At 46.1% G+C, this 19,292-nt stretch carries 22 protein-coding genes and 1 riboswitch; of the genes, 13 read left to right on the top strand and 9 right to left on the bottom strand.

Annotated features, from left to right (window positions below; translation table 11 throughout):
- The first annotated feature begins 199 nt into the window (after nt 1-199).
- The 4 genes from HP398_RS05775 to HP398_RS05760 all read left to right on the top strand — a co-directional run bounded on the left by HP398_RS05775 (nt 200) and on the right by HP398_RS05760 (nt 2,733).
- A complete protein-coding gene (locus HP398_RS05775) occupies nt 200-625 on the top strand; it encodes a MarR family winged helix-turn-helix transcriptional regulator (RefSeq protein ID WP_017249407.1) in 426 nt (141 codons plus the stop codon).
- 101 nt (nt 626-726) lie between these two features.
- Nucleotides 727-1,170, top strand: coding sequence for a hypothetical protein (locus HP398_RS05770; RefSeq protein ID WP_254475899.1), 444 nt, complete (start codon nt 727-729; stop codon nt 1,168-1,170).
- A gap of 118 nt (nt 1,171-1,288) precedes the next feature.
- Complete coding sequence (locus tag HP398_RS05765; protein WP_173622112.1) at nt 1,289-1,471, top strand: YozQ family protein; 183 nt, start codon at nt 1,289-1,291, stop codon at nt 1,469-1,471.
- A 146-nt stretch (nt 1,472-1,617) separates the two neighbouring features.
- Complete coding sequence (locus HP398_RS05760; protein ID WP_173622111.1) at nt 1,618-2,733, top strand: aminopeptidase; 1,116 nt, start codon at nt 1,618-1,620, stop codon at nt 2,731-2,733.
- A gap of 17 nt (nt 2,734-2,750) precedes the next feature.
- Here HP398_RS05760 and HP398_RS05755 read toward each other — a convergent pair whose 3' ends face one another.
- The 3 genes from HP398_RS05755 to HP398_RS05745 form a co-directional block, all read right to left on the bottom strand.
- The gene (locus HP398_RS05755) at nt 2,751-3,080 is read right to left on the bottom strand and encodes a hypothetical protein (protein ID WP_254475897.1); all 330 of its coding nucleotides are present in this window, start codon (nt 3,078-3,080) and stop codon (nt 2,751-2,753) included.
- Nucleotides 3,081-3,191: 111 nt separating this feature from the next.
- Nucleotides 3,192-3,719 carry an isoprenylcysteine carboxyl methyltransferase family protein gene (locus HP398_RS05750; RefSeq protein WP_017249402.1) on the bottom strand — a complete coding sequence of 176 codons (528 nt, stop codon included), beginning with the start codon at nt 3,717-3,719 and terminating at the stop codon, nt 3,192-3,194.
- A 2-nt stretch (nt 3,720-3,721) separates the two neighbouring features.
- The gene (locus HP398_RS05745; RefSeq protein ID WP_173622110.1) at nt 3,722-4,786 is read right to left on the bottom strand and encodes a type III polyketide synthase; all 1,065 of its coding nucleotides are present in this window, start codon (nt 4,784-4,786) and stop codon (nt 3,722-3,724) included.
- Between the two features lie 216 nt (nt 4,787-5,002).
- Here HP398_RS05745 and HP398_RS05740 point away from each other — a divergent pair, with 216 nt between their 5' ends.
- The 3 genes from HP398_RS05740 (at nt 5,003) to HP398_RS05730 (ending at nt 7,477) form a co-directional block, all read left to right on the top strand.
- Nucleotides 5,003-5,689 (top strand): GGDEF domain-containing protein, encoded by a 687-nt coding sequence (locus tag HP398_RS05740; protein WP_017249400.1) that lies wholly within the window; start codon nt 5,003-5,005, stop codon nt 5,687-5,689.
- Nucleotides 5,690-5,847: 158 nt separating this feature from the next.
- A complete protein-coding gene (locus HP398_RS05735) occupies nt 5,848-6,465 on the top strand; it encodes a DUF47 domain-containing protein (protein ID WP_007728239.1) in 618 nt (205 codons plus the stop codon).
- Nucleotides 6,458-7,477: an inorganic phosphate transporter gene (locus HP398_RS05730; RefSeq protein WP_017249399.1), complete on the top strand. Its 1,020-nt coding sequence runs from the start codon at nt 6,458-6,460 to the stop codon at nt 7,475-7,477. Before HP398_RS05735 ends, HP398_RS05730 begins: the two co-directional genes overlap by 8 nt.
- 72 nt (nt 7,478-7,549) lie before the next feature.
- On the opposite strand, the gene HP398_RS05725 is transcribed toward HP398_RS05730, so the two are convergent.
- From HP398_RS05725 to ligD, 3 genes are all read right to left on the bottom strand, one after another.
- Nucleotides 7,550-7,789 (bottom strand): hypothetical protein, encoded by a 240-nt coding sequence (locus HP398_RS05725; RefSeq protein ID WP_017249398.1) that lies wholly within the window; start codon nt 7,787-7,789, stop codon nt 7,550-7,552.
- A gap of 125 nt (nt 7,790-7,914) precedes the next feature.
- Nucleotides 7,915-8,712, bottom strand: coding sequence for a prolipoprotein diacylglyceryl transferase (gene lgt / locus HP398_RS05720; RefSeq protein WP_017249397.1), 798 nt, complete (start codon nt 8,710-8,712; stop codon nt 7,915-7,917).
- A gap of 73 nt (nt 8,713-8,785) precedes the next feature.
- Nucleotides 8,786-9,688 (bottom strand): non-homologous end-joining DNA ligase, encoded by a 903-nt coding sequence (ligD, locus tag HP398_RS05715; RefSeq protein ID WP_017249396.1) that lies wholly within the window; start codon nt 9,686-9,688, stop codon nt 8,786-8,788.
- A 149-nt stretch (nt 9,689-9,837) separates the two neighbouring features.
- Between ligD and HP398_RS05710 the strand changes: the two genes are divergently transcribed.
- The 4 genes from HP398_RS05710 to HP398_RS05695 are packed head-to-tail and all read left to right on the top strand — an operon-like array spanning nt 9,838 to nt 14,205.
- Entirely contained in the window at nt 9,838-11,442 is a 1,605-nt protein-coding gene (locus tag HP398_RS05710) for a spore germination protein (RefSeq protein WP_173622109.1), read from the top strand.
- Nucleotides 11,439-12,605, top strand: a complete 1,167-nt coding sequence (locus HP398_RS05705) for a Ger(x)C family spore germination protein (RefSeq protein ID WP_173622108.1) — start codon at nt 11,439-11,441, stop codon at nt 12,603-12,605. The genes HP398_RS05710 and HP398_RS05705 overlap by 4 nt, the downstream gene beginning before the upstream one ends.
- Nucleotides 12,598-12,834: a hypothetical protein gene (locus HP398_RS05700; protein WP_017249393.1), complete on the top strand. Its 237-nt coding sequence runs from the start codon at nt 12,598-12,600 to the stop codon at nt 12,832-12,834. Before HP398_RS05705 ends, HP398_RS05700 begins: the two co-directional genes overlap by 8 nt.
- A gap of 12 nt (nt 12,835-12,846) precedes the next feature.
- Entirely contained in the window at nt 12,847-14,205 is a 1,359-nt protein-coding gene (locus tag HP398_RS05695) for a GerAB/ArcD/ProY family transporter (protein WP_173622107.1), read from the top strand.
- A 21-nt stretch (nt 14,206-14,226) separates the two neighbouring features.
- Here HP398_RS05695 and HP398_RS05690 read toward each other — a convergent pair whose 3' ends face one another.
- Nucleotides 14,227-15,168, bottom strand: a complete 942-nt coding sequence (locus HP398_RS05690; RefSeq protein ID WP_173622106.1) for an ATP-dependent DNA ligase — start codon at nt 15,166-15,168, stop codon at nt 14,227-14,229.
- A gap of 397 nt (nt 15,169-15,565) precedes the next feature.
- On the opposite strand from HP398_RS05690, the gene HP398_RS05685 reads away from it, so the two are divergent.
- Nucleotides 15,566-15,895 (top strand): DUF1904 family protein, encoded by a 330-nt coding sequence (locus HP398_RS05685; protein ID WP_017249390.1) that lies wholly within the window; start codon nt 15,566-15,568, stop codon nt 15,893-15,895.
- A 49-nt stretch (nt 15,896-15,944) separates the two neighbouring features.
- Here HP398_RS05685 and HP398_RS05680 read toward each other — a convergent pair whose 3' ends face one another.
- Together HP398_RS05680 and thiC are read right to left on the bottom strand one after the other, a co-directional pair.
- Complete coding sequence (locus tag HP398_RS05680; protein ID WP_017249389.1) at nt 15,945-16,115, bottom strand: hypothetical protein; 171 nt, start codon at nt 16,113-16,115, stop codon at nt 15,945-15,947.
- 15 nt (nt 16,116-16,130) lie between these two features.
- Nucleotides 16,131-17,885, bottom strand: coding sequence for a phosphomethylpyrimidine synthase ThiC (thiC, locus tag HP398_RS05675; RefSeq protein ID WP_173622105.1), 1,755 nt, complete (start codon nt 17,883-17,885; stop codon nt 16,131-16,133).
- Between the two features lie 152 nt (nt 17,886-18,037).
- A riboswitch (TPP riboswitch) is annotated at nt 18,038-18,150 on the bottom strand.
- 249 nt (nt 18,151-18,399) lie between these two features.
- Here thiC and HP398_RS05670 point away from each other — a divergent pair.
- Entirely contained in the window at nt 18,400-19,281 is an 882-nt protein-coding gene (locus HP398_RS05670) for a cation diffusion facilitator family transporter (RefSeq protein ID WP_017249387.1), read from the top strand.
- Nucleotides 19,282-19,292 lie beyond the last annotated feature (11 nt).

The raw sequence follows: 19,292 nt of genomic DNA, 5'->3' as shown, positions 1-19,292 counted from the left end.
TTTTTCCTGTTTGAGTTAAGATGTTCTTGAAATAAGTTTTACAATAAAAATATTAAGTGGTAAACACTTTGTCTGGCTCATACATATCTTTCGTGAAAAGAAATAATTTCGGGAGTTCTCTTGATCTTCCAGTACTTAAGCTATATAGTTTTATAGTAAAAGTACTTATATTATTAATTTTCCGAAAATAGGTGATGTTGTGAGCAATATGTCCCGTGCCAGTAAACTTGAGGAACTGGATCGAGTATTTGTCGAAATTGCTCGTTTCTTTATTAACAATTGGCTAGAAGAAGAGTCAATCAGTCCGAAGCAGTTTATCCTGCTGCGTGTGCTACATCAAAAAGGACGAAGCACAGTTTCTGAGCTGGCGACCATTTTGAAACTGTCCAATAGTGCCACCACCATTGCACTCAATCGGTTAGTGAAGGCTGGTTTTATCGACCGTGTCCGAGACGAACAGGATCGACGTGTAGTGTGGGTCACATTATCACAACAAGCGATTCCGACTCTGGAAGGACTTTTGTGCGACAGGAGAGCACTCGTAGGAAAGCTGCTGGAGAATCTGAATGATAACGAGTTAGACCAGTTTACGTATTTCCTCAGGAAAATGCAGCAGTCCATATAGACATGGCCATCAAGTTCGGGTCTGGGGACATTCTTGCAAGACAAAAGTGTGTACCGCGGGAATGGGAGTGTACACATATGAAAAAGAAAAGCACACTGATCATGAGTTCTTGTATCTTAGGAGCGGCTCTGTTCACACAAGCTGCATTTGCAGAAGAGGCAGTAAAAGCTACTGAAACGACTACTGCAACAGAAGCAACAACAACGACTACAGAAGAAAAACCTGCAACTGAAGAAAAGCCTGCAACTGAAACAACACCTGCAACTGAAACAACACCTGCACCTACAACAGAAGTAAAACCAGTAGCTCCAGAAACCGTTAACCCTGTTCAAGGGCTGACTCAACAAGGTGGCTGGATCACGATGCCAGGTAAAGATGAGTTCGTACTGGTGAGCGGCCAATACGTTCCAGTAATCTCTACTGTAGCTGGCTGGACAATGATGCCAGGAACAGATCAATTTGTTACAACTAATCGCATCACTCCTGTAAGTGCTCCAGCTGCTGGTTGGACAATGAGTGCACCTGAATCCGATAACAATAAATAATTTCCTTTACAAAAGACGCATTGTCCCTCGATTGGGCAAGGCGTCTTTTTTTCGGCTAAATCTGGAGATTCCCGTACAAACTATAGCCGATCGAAACCAAAAGGAAGGAGGGACGAAAATGGCAGGTCATGATAAGGATCAGGTTCGATTCAGGGCGAGAGAGTTGAGCACTGAGGATGCAGGCGGAGCCGTCTATTATCAAGAGGCAGACGAATATACGGCTGGTCTGGCTACGACGCAGGAGTTGGTCAGTGACATGTACAAGATGGGAACCATTGAGGACAAGGAACAAACGGTGTAAAAACACAGGAAAAGAGCAAGGTCAGCCTGGATGCAAGAAGGCTGGCCGCTTTCTATTTCGTTGATAAAAAATTTTTTATTGACTTAGTAGATTGTATCGGTAAAAATACAAGAGGAATCAGAAAATTTAAAAAGGATGTGCCACGAATGAGAGACGCACGATTAGATCAATTAGCGTACAATCTGGTTAACTATTCTGTACGAGTACAGCCAGGGGAAAACATTTTGATCAACGCGAAAGGGGACACCCCGGATTTGGTGCAAGCCCTCGTGCGTGAGATTTACAAAGCAGGCGGCAGTCCTTATGTTCAATTGATTGATCCCGCCGTAAGCCGAGAAATCGCAATGAATTGCAATGAAGAGCAGTTGAAGACCATGGCTCAACATGAAGTTGAACTCATGGAGAAAATGCAAGGGTACATCGGGATTCGTGCAGCGAATAACATCAATGAGATGGCTGATGTTCCAAGTGACAAGCTGAGCATCTATTCTCGCCTGTATGAGCTGCCAGTGATGAACGTACGCGTGCCTAAAACGAAGTGGGTTGTTCTTCGTTATCCGAATCCTTCCATGGCACAGCTTGCGAACATGTCTACAGCAGCTTTTGAAGATTTTTACTTCCAAGTATGTAACCTGGATTACGCGAAAATGGACAAAGCAATGGACAGTCTGGTTGACTTGATGAATCGCACAGACAAGGTACGCTTGGTAGGACCTGAAACGGATCTCACCTTCTCCATCAAGGACATTCCTGCTGTAAAATGCGCTGGCCTTCGCAATATTCCAGATGGTGAAGTGTATACAGCACCTGTGAAGGACTCCGTAAATGGCGTGATCACTCATAATGCGCCAACACCATACCACGGCTTCACTTTCGAAAATGTTCGTCTGACCTTCAAGGACGGCAAAATTGTGGAGGCAACAGCGAACGATACCGAACGCTTGAATCAAATTTTGGATACGGACGAGGGAGCGCGCTTCGTTGGGGAATTCGCTATCGGTGTGAATCCTTACATTCGCAACCCGATGAAAGATATCTTGTTTGACGAAAAAATAGACGGAAGCTTCCACTTCACGCCTGGTCAGTGCTATGACGAAGCATACAATGGCAACAAATCGTCTGTGCACTGGGACATGGTTTCCATCCAACGTCCGGATTGGGGCGGAGGGGAAATCTGGTTTGATGACGTCCTGATTCGCAAAGATGGTCGTTTTGTCATTGCAGATCTTGAATGTCTGAATCCAGAAAACTTGAAAGGGTAAGGCAAAGCCTACCCAAATCATTTGTCGTACTGACGGAGCCTTTCGTGAGCAAGCATAATATCCATTTCTAGCTGAAATAGCATGTGCAGATTGCTTGAAGGAAGAGTAATTCTGCGTGCTGCGTGGTAGAGAAGTGGCTTGTTTTGTTTGATGACCGTCATGATTTCCACAACCGGAGGAACGACTTGCTTGATTCTTAGCAGACTTTGCAAATAGCGAAGAAAAGTTTGAATACTAGCCTGGTCATCCTTGTTCGGTACCGTTTCAATCAAAGCGAAAAAGTCTCGGACGATGATACGCTTCGTCTCCTGAGGCTCCACTATGGTTGTACGATTCACTTGATCCACCTCGCGGGAAAGAGTAACAGCTTCTTTTCTTTTCCCGCTGAATGACAAGTGATAAACCTTTTGCTCGATAAAAAGTCTTTGGCATGTGCATGTGCCAAAGACTTTTCGTTTTTATGACTCACGATGACCAGCGTAGATGCTTGCTTCTTCCAGGGGAATCCGTATACGCAGGAGCAGCCAGGCATTCAAGAGAGAAAACGTCAGGGCAGTTGTCACAGCGGAAAATGTCAGGGGGAGTAGGAGCAACTCAAGTGATACGACCAAGTAGTTGGGGTGACGAATGAACCGATACGGACCTCGCTTGATCGGAGCCTCGCCCGGGAGTATGAAGATGCGGGTATTCCATCGCTTGCCCAGGCTGCGAATACACCAGTAACGAAGTCCTTGCGCGATTAAAAACAGGCTGAACGGAGCCGCCCACCACGAGGGGAGAACCATGGCACTGCTTTTGCTCACCACTTCGAAAATAAGCGAGAGAAAAAAGAGAAGATGAAGAAGGACGATGTATTTGTAATGACTCGCCCCAACCTCGTAGCCACCTTTTGACCGGATAAAGCGGGCATTCCTCACGGCAACGAGAAGCTCGACCAGTCGCTGCAACACGACTGCACACATAACGAATCCAAAGAAGAGCAACATGACTATCTCGCCTCCAGAAGTAACAGCTCGGAGCTAAATCCAGGTCCAAGTGCAGCGACCAAACCGCGATCTCCCGGCTCCCACGCCCTCTCCATGCTCTTTTCCAAGACGAACAGAACCGTAGGAGAAGACATGTTTCCAAAATTGGTTAAGACATCTTCAGAAAAACGAGTGGCTTCTGTACCAATGCCCAGAGACCGCTGGTAAGCCGTTAATACCTTGGCTCCACCTGGATGGAAAATGAAATGACGCAGATGATCGATAGACATCCCATGCGGTGACAAAAAGCTCTCGACGTTTTCTCGCATCGAAGAACGAATGAGAGTAGGGATGTCGCGAGAGAAAATGACTTTTAACCCCGGATCGGTCAATTCCCATCCCATGACATCTACGGTGTCCGGCCATGTTGTTGTTCGTGCATCACAAAATTGAACCTTGGGTGCGTCAGAAGAAGACAAGACTTGGTCGCCTTCTATCAATACGGCTGCAGCTCCATCTCCAAATAGGCACGTTGCGACCAAATTGCTTTTGGACAAATCTTGTCGGATGAAGGTCAAGCCGCACAGTTCTACGCTCACAAGCAATACTCGCCGCGAGGGAAAAGCTTGGGTGTATTCACATGCCCGCGACAATCCCATCGCACCACCAGCACAGCCCAGGCCCCACAACGGGACACGGGTTACTTGTGGACGGAGTCCTAAGCGGTGGAGCAAGCGGGAATCAAGGCTTGGAGTAGCAATACCAGTGCTTGATACAAACATCAGACAATCGATGGAAGAAGGCTCGACACCAGCTTTTGTCAAACACTTTCGGGCTGCTTCCTCTGCCAAGGCTTCGGCATGTTCGATATACAGCTGATTTTTCTCTGCAAAGGGCCGGTCCTCCAAAAACCAATCCATTGGCATACTAAAATGCCGCTTCTGAATGTGACTGTGTGCAAAGACGTGTAACAAACGGTCTATATCGGGAAAAGCATCTTGAAAAAATAGGCGTGCTAGCTTCATGGAATCCTCTTGTGTAATCTCGTGGGAAGGTACTGCTGTAGCCACTGCTTCAATACGGGGCATACATTCATTCACTCCCGTCTGTTTTTATTAGCCATTAGCTTATCCCTTCCAATTGGTTCCAATTCATCGGCAGTTTCGTGGTTTTGCTTGAACTTACAAAAAAAGATAGGTAAAATATTCCTTATTATATGAAAAAAGACCTACTATAAATTTCATTAAATAGGTCTAATGTACGAATTGAAAGAGGTACATCGGATAGATCGGGGGTAGTGTACTTTGGGTTCGCGCTGGATTAGTTTGGGAATGTCCTGTGTGATCATCTCGGTTTGGCTGATCGGATACGGATTGCCGACGGATGAGAGTATGATTGTCTTTCTTTTACTTGTGGCTGTCATTCAGACGCTTGCTGCCTATCAAATAGGGAAGTATGTAGATCAGTTGCGGCAGATGGCTTATCACGATTCACTTACAGGCGTTCTCGTCAATCGTAGATTTCTGGACAAGCTGGTCGAAGAAGTGGAGTTGGCAAAAAGTAATCATCAATCTGTTACTCTATTGTTTATCGATTTGGATAATTTCAAAATATTCAATGATTCATATGGTCATTTGGAAGGTGACCGACTCCTTTGCCAATTTGCAGGGCTTTTGCAGGCAAGTGTACGAAAACAAGATACGGTTGGAAGATGGGGTGGAGAAGAATTCGTCGTTTTGTTAACGCATACCGACACAATGAGAGGACTCGCAATCGGAGAACGAATTCAAAATCAAGTCCGACACGCTCTTTCAGGTGTCACGGTCAGTATCGGAGTAGCCTCGTATCCTCACCATGCTTCAACAGCGGAAGAGTTAGCGAAAAAAGCAGATATGCTTATGTATGAAGCGAAAAAAAGGAAAGACTGCATGATGGTCGCTTCGAATGAAAAGATAAATATTGGCAAAACTAACACTCGTCAGCTCACTTGACACGGGTGTTTTTTTGATTGTAAAGAGCATTTACAAAAACTTAATAATTCCTTAAAGAAAAATATACACATTTGACCTTGATTTTAAATTTACGGAAACAATAACTTTCGATATAATCTGTTAGGTGTCATTTATTCAAAGGAGTGAAGAAGTCCCGTATGTTGAAATCAAACAAGTATATCTTCTTTGATCTGTTCGAGCAGCAGATTGCCACTGTGCACAAAGGAACTCATCTTTTCTATGAAATGATAGGAAACTATCAAGATCTAGAAACAAAGGTTAAGGCAATCAAGGCTGTCGAGAAAGAAGGAGACGAAATCGTTCGTCGTATCATGAACGAGTTGAACTCTACTTTTATCACTCCGCTTGAGCGTGAAGACATTCACCAGCTCGCTCATACGATGGACTCGATGATCGACTACATTGACGGTGTCGCTGATCGTATGTATCTGTACCAAGTGACTCAACCAGATCCACGTGTATTGGCACAAGCCAATATTTTGGTGAAATGCTCGGCTAAGCTGATCGAGCTGATTCGCACACTGCGCAAGCTGGATCATAAAGTTGTTACACAAATCGCTGGGGAAATCAAAGACTTGGAGCATGAATCTGACTCCAACTACCGTAAAATGGTATCTGATTTGTTGAATTCTCCTGATACCAACCCAATGGAAGCGATCAAACTCAAAGAGATTTATGATAAACTCGAAGACTGTGCTGACTTCGCTGAGGACGTCTCCAACCTGGTAGAAGGGATCGTGTTAAAGAATGCCTGATCTTTCGCCAGAGGTGATTATTCTCGTACTCGTCGTCATCATGGCGCTAGCTTTTGACTTTATCAATGGTTTTCATGATACGGCGAACGCGATTGCGACTTCTGTTTCGACGCGTGCATTAAGTCCGAAAACCGCGATTATTATTGCATCCGTGTGTAACTTGCTTGGGGCACTCTCGTATACGGGTGTAGCGAAGACAATCGGGGGAGGCATTACCGATCCATTCAAGCTGGAAAATGGATTGGTCGTCGTTTTGGCCGCGTTGACATCTGCGATTTTGTGGAACCTAATCACCTGGTGGTTCGGAATTCCTAGCTCGTCCTCGCACGCGATTATCGGAGGCGTTGCAGGTGCTGCTTTTGGTGCCGCAGGAAGTGGTGCCATTAACTGGTCAGGCTTCATTAGCATTATCCAAGCGTTGATCGTATCCCCGCTTGTTGCGTTTGCTGTTGGTTTTGTCGTGATCAAGCTTGTTTCTTGGTTTGTTCGTAACTCAGCGTACCACAAAACCAATCGAGGTTTCCGTTCGATGCAAGTAGTGTCAGCAGCTTGGCAGGCCTTCAGCCATGGAGCCAACGATGCGCAAAAAACAATGGGCGTAATCACCCTTGCTCTGATTTCAGGTGGATTCTTGATTCAAGCACCGGGCGAATTCGTCATTCCACTGTGGGTAAAACTATCAGCTGCTGTTGCAATGGCTTTAGGTACAGCCTTTGGTGGATGGCGTATCATCAAGACCTTGGGTGGTAAGATTATGAAAATCAAGCCAGTTTCTGGTTTCTCAGCAGACTTGTCTTCTGCCTTGATTATCACGATCTTTACAGCTTTGAAACTGCCGGTGAGCACAACGCACGTGATCACATCCGCCATCTTGGGGGTTGGGGCATCGCAAAAGCTGAACGCAGTAAAATGGGGCTTGGCTGGCCGAATCTTGGTCACTTGGGTCATTACCCTTCCGATTACAGGACTTTTGGCTGCTGCATGCTACGTCGTATTTGACGTATTCCTGTAGAGCTACATCCTTATACAACAGACAACAGACACCTTTCCGTGTAGTAGAGTACGCGGGAAGGTGTCTTTTTCATTAACTTGATCCAGTTAAACGCTCCCATAAACCGGGCTTGGGTTTAATTTGCACGAGGCGTACCGCAGAGAATGGGATATAGTCAAGCGAGCCATCCCGTTCTTCAATTAATATCCCATTTTGGCTGTAATCATACAATTTGCCTTCTGCGAATGCAGATAATCCTTGACCGATCATATCAGGAGCAAAATGAATACGTACGTAGCGATCGAGATACTCTTCCAAAATGCCATCATCCATCTGATTCCCCTCCTTTTTTCATTCTTTCTCCTAGTTATTGCCTGCATTGCGACAATTCAGACAAGGTAAAGAAAAAACCACCCAGTCGGACTGACCTGAGTGGTAATGGATATGGCATGTTGACACTATTCAATCGAGTTTTGGGAATGTCCTGTCTGCTTGCTTTTGCGTGCAAACACGAGCATCAAGATGACACCGGCAGCAATTAAGCACAGACTGACTAATTGAGCGACACGCAGAGTATCTGCTATTAACAGACTGTCTGTACGCATTCCCTCAATGTAAAAGCGACCGAGTGAATACAGGATCATGTAGCTGAACAAGACCTGCCCATCGAATTTTTTGAATCGGTACAGCATGAACATGAGAACGGCGAAAACGAAAAGGTTCCAGATCGATTCATACAAAAACGTAGGATGGTAATATTGTCCGCCGATAAACATTTGTTCACGGATGAATGCAGGGAACTTTTCCATAAACTCAGCAGAGACGGGACCACCATGGGCTTCCTGGTTGATAAAGTTACCCCAACGTCCGATGGCTTGACCCAAGATAACACTTGGCATAAAAATGTCAGCCAAACGTAGGAACGGCAGATTATGTTTTCGAATATACCAGCTTCCTGCCAGAACACCACCGATTAATCCACCGTGAATAGCCAAGCCGCCTTGCCAAACTGCGAAGATGTCCAGTGGATTGTCTTTGTACTGCTCCCATTCAAACGTAACATAATACAATCTTGCACAAACGATGGCTGCTGGAATGATCAGAACCACCATGTTCAAGACGTGATCAGGATCAATGCCAGAACGTTTGGAATTGTAGCGAGCGAGATAAGTACCCAAGAAAAACGCCAGCCCCATAATAATGCCATACCAGTGAATCTTTAAGGGGCCGATTGCAATTGCGATCGGATCGATCATGAATGTGCCTCCTTGCCTCAAAACATCTGTGCCAAGTATAGCACAAATGGGCTGCTGGATTCCAACTAATGGCTTACTGGGACTGCAAAAAGCCGAGGATGGCATCAAGGGAGGCTCGTTTCGTCGGAGTAGATACGGATGAGAATAAATCTCCGAATGTTTCCAGCCGTTTGGGTACCGTATAAACGGTGAAGTCTGTGGGATGAGAATGGGGAACCTCCTCCCACAGGAGTGGTGTTGATACGGTTGCCTGTTCTTTTGCACGAGTTGAATAAGGGGCTGGCAACGTTTTTCCTCGCCAATGTTGCAAATAGTCAATGTACAGCTTATCTCCCCGATTCTTCACCAAGCGCTCGATGGTTACTAGTGATGGATGCTTGCTGACTAGATAGGATGCGATGAAATGTCCGACCTGGCGCGTCTGTTCAAACGTATAGCGAAGTTCAATCGGAACGTATACTTGCAAGCCGCTGGAACCAGATGTTTTGACCCAGGAAGGCAGCTGTAATTCATCGAGCAGCTGTTTCAACAAGAGGGCAGACTCTATCACAACGGCAAAATCATCTGTTGAAGGATCGAGGTCAAATACGAGCTCTGTCGGAGTCTCATCCGTGGCGAGGTGAAAGGAGACGTGCCACTCCAATGCTGCTTGATTTGCCATCCACACGAGTGTCGCCCGGTCATTGCACAGTACGTAATGAACATTTTCCCACGTGTGCGTTTGGATCCAGTCAGGCGCATAGTCAGGGGCGTTTTTTTGATAGAAGTGCTTGTCGCCAACTCCGTGAGGGTAGCGAATGACGGTTAAGAGCCGATCCTTGCTATACCGTAGGAGTGGGGCTGAGACAATCAGCAAATAGCGCAAGTAATCTAACTTGGTTACCTTGGCTTGTGGCCATAGAGGCTTGTCAGGATTTGTAATGGACAATGTGTGATTGTCGATCGTCAGCTCGTACTCTTTTGTTGCAGGACGCAATGATGTCTTCACCTTCTTTTTAAAAGGGATAGGTGTTCCTACTATCTCCCATCCGAGTTTCTCTATGTAAAAGGAATACCTCTTTGCATATATTTCCTGCCAATCAACCATAATACGGGTAGCTTTCCAGTGGTTGGGTTGGTGATGAAATGAAATTCAAGAAGAAAGATAAAATGAAAGAACTGATTGAGACAATGAATGCCTGCAGCTTGATTGAGTTGGAGGGTATACCGATTTCGCCTCAATTGGGAGAGAACATAGATCTGATGAAAAAAATGTTCTCTGATTGCTCCGATTTTGTCATACGAGAATTCCGTCAAAAAAACAGTGTCCGTGCGATTGCTGTCTTCGTAGATGGGCTGATTGATACCAAAGAGGTCAATTCTGCGCTGAAATCGTTAATGGTGCTTGAAGACGGCGATCAAGATATAAAAGTGATAGAAGAGTCACTTTTGCCCGTTTCCCAGATGGGAAGAGTAGACGATTATAAAAAGCTGCTACAAGCTGTGCTTTCAGGTGATACAGGCATTCTTGTTGAGGGCAACACAGAAGCACTCACGCTGGGCATTCGTGGAGCAGAAAAACGCTCCGTTAACGAACCAGAAGGAGAAGCTGTCGTACGGGGGCCACGTGAAGGCTTTATCGAAAATATTCGCACGAACACATCAATGCTGCGGCGCAAATTGCGAACACCTCGATTGAAAATGAAGTCCTTGGTAGTTGGACGTGAGACGAACACCAATCTGGTGGTTGCCTTTCTTGATGGGATTGCTGATCCAGAGATCGTACAGGAGGTCACTGGTCGAATCAGCAAGATCAATATGGATGCTGTGCTGGAAAGCGGATATATCGAAGAGATGATCCAGGATAACATGTACTCGCCTTTCCCTCAGGTTATGTATTCAGAGCGCCCAGACACGGTTGCTGCGGCATTGCTAGAGGGGCGTGTCGCGATATTTGTGGATGGGACACCGATGGTTTTGATAGTGCCTGTTACGTTTTGGATGATGATGCAGGCCAGCGAGGATTATTACGAGCGATTTCAAATGGCTACCCTTGTTCGACTGCTGCGATATGTATTTCTCATCATTTCGCTCATTACCCCTGCTTTATATGTGGCCATTACGACTTATCATCAACAGATGCTACCGACCACCCTCCTTTTAAGTATTGCGGCTGCGCGCGAGTCCATTCCTTTTCCTGCTATTGTGGAGGCTTTTATCATGGAAATTTCTTTTGAAGCCTTGCGAGAAGCGGGGATTCGTCTTCCGAAAACGGTCGGGCAAGCCGTCAGTATTTTAGGTGCGCTGGTCGTTGGTCAGGCAGCGGTGCAGGCAGGGATTGTTTCTGCTCCCATGGTTATCGTCGTATCGCTAACGGGGATTGCCTCGTTTACGATCCCGCATTTTAATGCATCGATTTCATTGCGAATGCTGCGTTTTCCGATCATGATTGCGGCTTCGATCCTCGGCATCTATGGAATGCTAGTAGCGTTATTGCTCATCCTTGGTCATATGGCCAACCTGCGTTCTTTTGGTGTCCCTTATTTATCGCCGCTAGGCCCGATGTCGATCGGTGATCTCAAAGACGTACTGATGAGGGCTCCATGGTCGATGATGGAAAAACGCCCAAGCTTTTTGGGCGTTCAAAATGCAAGGCGTATGAACGATGGTTATGCTAATTCTATTCAGCAAAGAGGAGGGCAATCAGGGGTGACAGGCAACCGTCATCCAAACGAGGAGGGACAATCGTGAAGGCTGTGACCCGCATATTGGTGGTGTCGCTCTGCATGTTCCTAGTATCTGGATGTTGGGATCGCCGTGAAGTAAATGATATGGCCATCGTCATTGCAATGGCGATGGATAAGGAACCAGACGGCAGGTATCGGTTATCCATTCAGGTCCCCCTGGTCAGTAGCCTAGGTGCCCAGTCCGGAGGCGGTGGTGGGACGAGTGGTGATAAGAGCTATTACGTTGATTCCGCCGTAGGCAGGACAATTCGGGAAGCGAATGGTTTGATCCAAGCCAGAATGTCTAGAGAAATTTACTACTCCCATCACCGGATGATCGTCATAGGCGAAGAACTGGCAAAGGACGGAATGTCGGAAGTGCTGGATATTGTGTCGCGCTTTCCAGAAAACAGACTAACAGCTTACATTGTCATGACAAAAGGCAAAGGAATCGAATTATTAACCGCACAGCCGCAATTTGAACGTTTTTCGGGAGAAGCGATGCGTGAGTTGGTCAAGATGGGCGGCATTACAGTAACATTGAAGGATGTGGCCCAAATGCTCGGTACACCAGGGGTTGATGCCATTTTACCCGTTCTGGCAGCAGTGGATTCTCATCCGAAAGGAAAGTCAAAAGAAATAGAGGCGACGGGGGTAGGCATATTTCGACAGGACAAGCTCGTAGCGATCGCGAAGCCCAAAGAACTGCTCGGCTTGCGATTGTTCCAACGCGATTTTACACCGTTTTCTGTTGTAGTGTCCCTTAACAAGCACGAACGGCTTACGATAACTCTTTCGAAAGGAAGGGCGAATATCCAGCCTGTGATCAAGAAAGGCCACATCCATTTCAAAATTGACCTCTACGCTTCTGCTGTTGTTGTGGAGAATCTGTCAAACCTCGATCTCGAGGAAGAGAAAAATATTAATATGCTGCAAGCGAAGCTCGTCGAGCAAATCAATAACGGTGTGAATCATATGATGAAAACAATCCAACAGAAACAATCAGACTTTATTGGGTTGGGAATCGCATTGTCAAGGAACTATCCGCAAGAGTGGCGAAACCGATATCGGAACAGGTGGAATAAGGAGCTTCCGAAAATCACATATGAAATCCGATCGAAAGTGCACATGGCCAATTTCGGACAGACAACGAAAAATATAACCCAAGGTGAAGATGATCATGAATAGAATATTTCTGGTCTTTTTTGTCTTCATGCTGTTACTTTCCTTTGGAGAATTCATCTTGAAGCGAAAAGGAATGGACGGGAGACAGCAGCGAGTCATCGCTATTTTCTACGTTTTAACCATTCTTTGTCTGATTGCTTTACAATTCCAGTATTATCAAGTGTTACCCACGAGTAATTTGATGAACTTTCTATCTCCTCATGTGAAGTGGTGGGTGGATCAGTTCGTATAAGGAGGCCCAAGTATGATTCACAAGCAAGTTGTCAATCATCGACAAATTTCCTGGCTGGTCGGCAGTGTCTTGATGACAGGAATGATGATCAGTTTCTTACGGTCTGTCGTTCAGGTAGCAAGGATGGATGCTTGGTTCTCTCAAATTTTACCCATCTTTTATGCGCTTTTTATCGCCTACGTTTTGAGTGGGCTGGTTGAAGCATACCCCGGGAAAAATATCTTTGAAATCTTGTTTATCATTGGCGGGAAGTGGATTGGTGGAGCTATCAATCTCCTCATTTTGTTTTATATTTGGATCATCCTGGCGATCGATATTAAAGGGGCAGCTGATTTTTTACATATCTCGTTATTGCCAACCACGCCATTGGAGATCATCTTACTCGTCTTCGTCCTGTTAATGATGTACTATGGCAAAACGAGTCTTGAGGTGGCGGCACGGGTAAATGAGTTTTATTTTCCCATTTATTTCATCATGTGCATTTCGCTATATTTCCTGCTGGTTAATGAATACAACGTAGAGCGTTTGGAACCAATCTTGACCAGTAATTTGGATCGGATCGTGGTCAGCAACTTTTTACCAGTGGGTGTATATGGTGATATTTTTCTCATTGGGGCATTCTTACATGCCATTGTAGAGCCGCGACTATTTTATGCTGCGATGAAGCACGGGGTCATCATTGTTGGCTTTGGGACGACGATTATGTTGCTCGTCTTGCTTGGGGTGATGGGCTTCATTATCGCCAGTCGACTGAATTTCCCTATCTATATTCTCGTCCAGCAAATCCACGTGACAGATTTCCTAGACAGGGTCGAAATGATCCTCTTTAGCGTGTGGTTCCCCGCTTTCACAATCAAAGTCATTGTCGCTTACTTGGCATTTTTAGTGGGGGTTGGATCATTTGGGGGACAACGGCATTACAATACATTCAACGCTCCGTGTGGATGGTTTATCGTTGTATCGTCCATATTCGGGTTTCCAAATGTAGCGCATATCGATCAATTTATTAGTTATAGCTTGCCGTTTATCGTTCTCGTCTTTCAATTGCCGTTGGCGATCTTTTTGCTCATTCACGTAAAGGGAAAGAACAAAGGAAGAGTGCAAAGCCTCATTCCCGAAGGAACGAAGCTTTATCGATTTTACCGGTCGATGGTGTGGATCACGACAGTCTGTTTAAGTGGTTGCGTGATCGTGATTTTGATTGGGGACTTTTTAAAAGATAAATCAGCGGTAGGAGGGGTCACGACAGCGATTGTGTACATTGCCCTCTTACTGATAGCTCTGTTGACGAGCTACGGGGAAATGCAGGCTCTTAATCATGGCAAGCAAAGGCTGGGGAGGGCAAAACAGGCCGGTTCGTTTCGACAATGAGATCGAAAGCCACGTGGTTCCTTACTCCAAAACACACTGGTGAGGCGGGACATCCACGACGCCTTGTATACTTGGCTGTCGCAAGGAATGCCCTTCCTTCCACTCCGCAAATTTGATTTTGACGGTGATTTCCGGCATTATCCATAAGGTATTGGCTGCGCGTGGTGGCTTGTTAACAAAAGTCATCTTTTGTTGGACAAGAGGCTGTATTCTCTCCGTTAAAGCACGCCAGTCCGTTTGCGTCAATTTTCCAGTACCTGCATGACCGATGTACCAAAGAGAACCGTGTTGATCGAATAGGCCCAGAAGCAACGAATTGACAATATGATTCCGAAGCGTAACGCCGCCTACGACAGCAATGAGATCTCGGTAGTACTTTTTCTTTCTCCAGCGTTGATCTTTCCCGTTGATCAAGTAGCTGCTGGACGTATCCTTCAGAATGATTCCTTCCATGCCTTGCGCTTCAATGACACGGTAAAGAGCGTCTCCATCAGCAAAATTTTCAACTAGCTGCACATGAGGAGTAGGAGTGATGATTTTGCCCAGTATTTGTTGTCGCTCTGATAGGGGGGAGGAAGTTACCCATTCATGATTCCAGTACAGTACATCGAAGACCATGTATGTGACAGGGACAAGCTTTTGTATCTGGGAGACTTTCTCTAAACGGCGGAGCCCGTCTCTCCTCATGACCTCGTAAAAGGAAGGCTTTCCGTCTGGGCCGAGAGCGATTATTTCGCCATCCAAAATCACAGAATCGGCACGACAATACGAGCGAATATCGGTCACTTCTGGATAATGGAAAGTCCGTTCATTTAATTTTCGGTTGAACAGTTTGACTTCGTGTCCATCGTAGTAGGTAAGAATGCGAACGCCATCCCATTTCACTTGGCCTATCCATTGTGGTCCGATAGGTATAGCTTCCGTGCTGGTAGGCTCAAAAGGAAAAAGCGGAGTTAGTTCCATAGCTGCCACCTCTATGTTTAGTTGGGACTTGCCCAGTTTTCTAATACAGTTTCACGGATGGGCATGATCTATACGAGTGGTGATTGCGGATGCATTCTTGTGAGAATTTTACGAAACTTTTTTATTGATTAAGTATTGAATTCAAGCTATACTACTTATATAAAGTAACTGATGGGTTAGCGGATTGGGCTGTATCTGGTTGAACTGCTTCCTCCTTCCGTGGTACGTCCACCACACCTCATGGGAAGGGAGCTGTTCTCTGATATGGCCCTTTTTGTGTCTAACTCGGGTTGGGAATGTTTGTTGTTCACTTTCTTTAATCCTTTTTTCATTGATATACAATTAGCGACTTGTTTATAATGACTGTGCGAACTCATTTACGAAAGAAGGAATTGACTTGCCGTTTCTTCGGTTTAAAGGCTTTGCGAAGCAAGACATAGAGCCCATTTCTCAGATTCTTATAGAAGAGTTTTCTAAAATTGCTGAGGTAGCTCAGGAAAAGGTGAAATTGGAGCTGCTTCAGGTAGAGCAATTGACGAATAGTCCTTTGTCTGTAGAGATCATGATGTTTCCCCGTGAACAAAAGCAACATGATGCGATTGCTAGTGCCATACACGGCATTTTGAAGAAGCAAGGCTTTCTGCATATCCATATTTTCTTCATTCTGCTATCGCCTACTCTCTATTATAAAGAAGGACTTCCGTTGCAAGTTGGAATGACGAAATAAGCAAGAAAAAAGGTCGAGATCCTCCAAAAGGGATTTCGACCTTTTTCTATTAATAATAGAGGCTTTCGGTTTGTAGGCACTTGGAGCATGTTCGCGTAAGTGGACTCTCGATATAGACGTGGCTGCAGTCCTGTTGAATCAGCCGCAATTGCTGTTTGGATTGCTCTAGCTCAGCCTCTAGTCGAATGATCTTTTCGCGTAAACGACTGGCTTCCTCCATAGGCATCCCCCTTCATTACGACTGGTACAAGCGGCTTCCCTGTTCGCGGAACTCACGCGATTTTTCCTGCATCCCGGAAAGAATGGCGGGATCTTGGGCAGCCCCTTGTTCATTGGCGATGTGACGAATGTCGTGCGATATTTTCATGCTGCAAAATTTAGGCCCGCACATGGAACAAAAATGGGCGGATTTGGCGGCTTCTGCTGGTAACGTTTCATCGTGATATTCGCGGGCGCGCTCTGGGTCCAGAGACAAATTGAATTGATCGTTCCAGCGAAAATCAAAGCGAGCTTTGGATAAGGCGTCGTCTCGCAGTTTTGCCCGCGGATGTCCTTTTGCGAGATCAGCGGCATGCGCTGCGATTTTGTATGCGATTAAACCGTTGCGTACATCCTCTTTATTGGGTAGGCCGAGGTGCTCCTTGGGCGTTACGTAGCAGAGCATCGCTGTTCCGAACCATCCAATCATGGCGGCGCCAATCGCTGAAGTAATGTGATCATAGCCGGGAGCGATGTCGGTCGTGAGTGGCCCAAGTGTGTAAAAAGGAGCCTCATGGCAAATGGATAACTGTTTATCCATATTTTCGCGAATGAGATGCATGGGGACGTGACCAGGACCTTCAATCATGACTTGTACGTCGTGTTCCCACGCAATTTTTGTGAGTTCTCCCAATGTTTCAAGCTCCGCGAACTGGGCCTCGTCATTCGCATCCGCGATGGAGCCAGGACGTAGTCCATCTCCGAGCGATACACAAATGTCATAGGCCTTCAGAATTTCGCAAATTTCAGCAAAATGCGTATACAAAAAGTTTTCTTCATGATGGGCCAGGCACCATGCGGCTAAAATCGATCCACCGCGAGAGACGATACCTGTAACACGGTTAGCTGTCATAGGAATGTAGCGCAATAGAACACCAGCATGGATCGTGAAGTAATCGACGCCTTGTTCTGCTTGCTCTATCAAGGTGTCTCGGTAAACCTCCCATGTCAAATCCTCGGCTTTCCCATTTACTTTTTCAAGTGCTTGATAAATCGGGACAGTACCGACTGGAACAGGACTATTGCGGATAATCCACTCCCGCGTGGTGTGTATATGTTTTCCCGTCGAGAGGTCCATGATGGTGTCCGCACCCCAACGGACCGACCAAATCATTTTTTCGACTTCTTCTTCCATCGAAGAGCTGACAGCTGACGTTCCGATGTTGGCATTGATTTTGACATGAAAGTTACGGCCAATGATCATCGGCTCGCTTTCAGGATGATTGACGTTAGAAGGGAGGATCGCACGTCCAGCGGCGATTTCTGCCCGTACAAATTCAGGGGAGACTCCCTCGCGAATGGCAACGTATTCCATTTCCGGTGTGATGATATTTTTTCGGGCATAATGAAGCTGGGTAACATTTTTTCCTGACTTTGCCCGTTTTGGTTTGTAGCCCTCTCGAGGGAAAGTGGGGAGGGTGGCTGCCTTTGCTTCGTTTCGGATGCCGTCGTCGACTAGTTGTGGTTCGCGACCGACATACGTTTCCGCATCATTTCGCTCATCGATCCACTCGTGGCGGATGGAGGGCAGTCCTACTTGAATGTCAGGAACGTAACCCGTTGCGGTGTACTCGCCACTCGTATCGTACACGCGAAGAGGGGGATTGGGTGTGGAGCCAGACAATCCTTCGGTAGGATGAAGGGAAATCTCGCGCATCGGGACGCGGATGTCCGCACGACTACCTGTTTCGTATACTTTGCGACTGCCTGGAAAAGAAGACACCAATGACATAAGAAAAACCTCCTTGATTTGGTTGCACGAAAGCGAGAACCGTTTAGGGAGGCGAAAGAAACTGCCCGCGAAAAAGCGCCGCATAAAACAATATGCGACGCCAACGCGAGAGTAGAGAAGAAACGGGTATCCTAAAAAGATACACGCATCTTTTCGTGTCGTATATGACATTCCTCCGCTGGCATTACCCAGTTCAGGTTCAACGGTCGATGGCACAGTACCATCCTCTCAGCCTGGTGATTTCCAAGCTCCCGTGCTTTTTTGTATTTTGGATTGCAAGAATAGGATAACGGGAAGTCCATTTAATTTCAAGGAAAATTTTCCAACGAAAAAATTGCGGGTGTGCAACACATTTTCCTCCCCCCTATTCTCATGAATCGGACTAAAACTGTTTCTGTAGACCCACATGAATCCTATCTGTTACGATGAAGTTCGAAAAAAAGCAACTGCTTCCAGCGCTTTGATTTTCCGCGTTGTCGAAGCAGGCTGGAGAAGTATTTTGAGGTGATGAGGTATGGATGTCTATTCGGATCTAAAACAAGGAGAACGTGGAGCGTGGGTGAGTATTTTCGCCTACATATTTTGCTCTGTATTAAAAATAGGAGTTGCGTATGTCACTGCGTCAGAAGCTTTAATGGCCGACGGTCTTAACAACTCAACGGATGTCGTCGCATCGATTGCTGTTTTGATCGGGCTGCGAATTGCAAGGAAACCACCTGATAAAGATCACCCGTATGGTCATTTTCGGGCGGAGACGATTTCAGCACTTGTCGCATCATTTATTATGCTATTTGTCGGAGTTCAAGTCGTTACGAATGCCGTACCATCCTTGTTGGACCCACATCATACGGCTCCTAACCTGTTGGCAGGGTGGACAGCACTTGCGACTGCAGTCATAATGCTTGGCGTTTATCGCTACAATAAAAAGCTCGCCATCAAAACAAACAGCCAAGCACTAAATGCAGCGGCAGCTGACAACCGTTCAGACGCATTCGTCAGTATCGGGACGTTTATCGGGGTAGCTGGCGCACAATTTCAATTGCACTGGCTCGATCCTTTAGCTGCTTTTGTTGTTGGTCTCATCATCTTGAAAACTGCTTGGGACATTTTCAGGGAAGCAACTCACCGTTTGACAGATGGCTTTGACGAGAGCGAGCTTGCGGACCTGCGGGCTACCATTTCCTCGATTTCGGGAGTTAAGGATATCAGTGACATCAAAGCCCGCTACCACGGAAGCAGCGTGCTGGTTGATGTTGTCATCCATGTAGATCCAGGTCTGAATGTGGTGGAGAGCCACACCATCACCGAGAAAATTGAAGAACAGATGCGCAAGATTCACCGCATTAACGCTGTTCATATCCATATTGAACCATGCAGGAAGATGGCGCCAAGCTAGATGTCTATATG

It is taken from the genome of Brevibacillus sp. HB1.4B, from assembly GCF_013284285.1.
GTDB lineage: Bacteria > Bacillota > Bacilli > Brevibacillales > Brevibacillaceae > Brevibacillus > Brevibacillus porteri.
The sequence above is the reverse complement of the archived record's forward strand: the minus strand, read 5'-3'. Positions and strand labels throughout refer to the sequence as shown.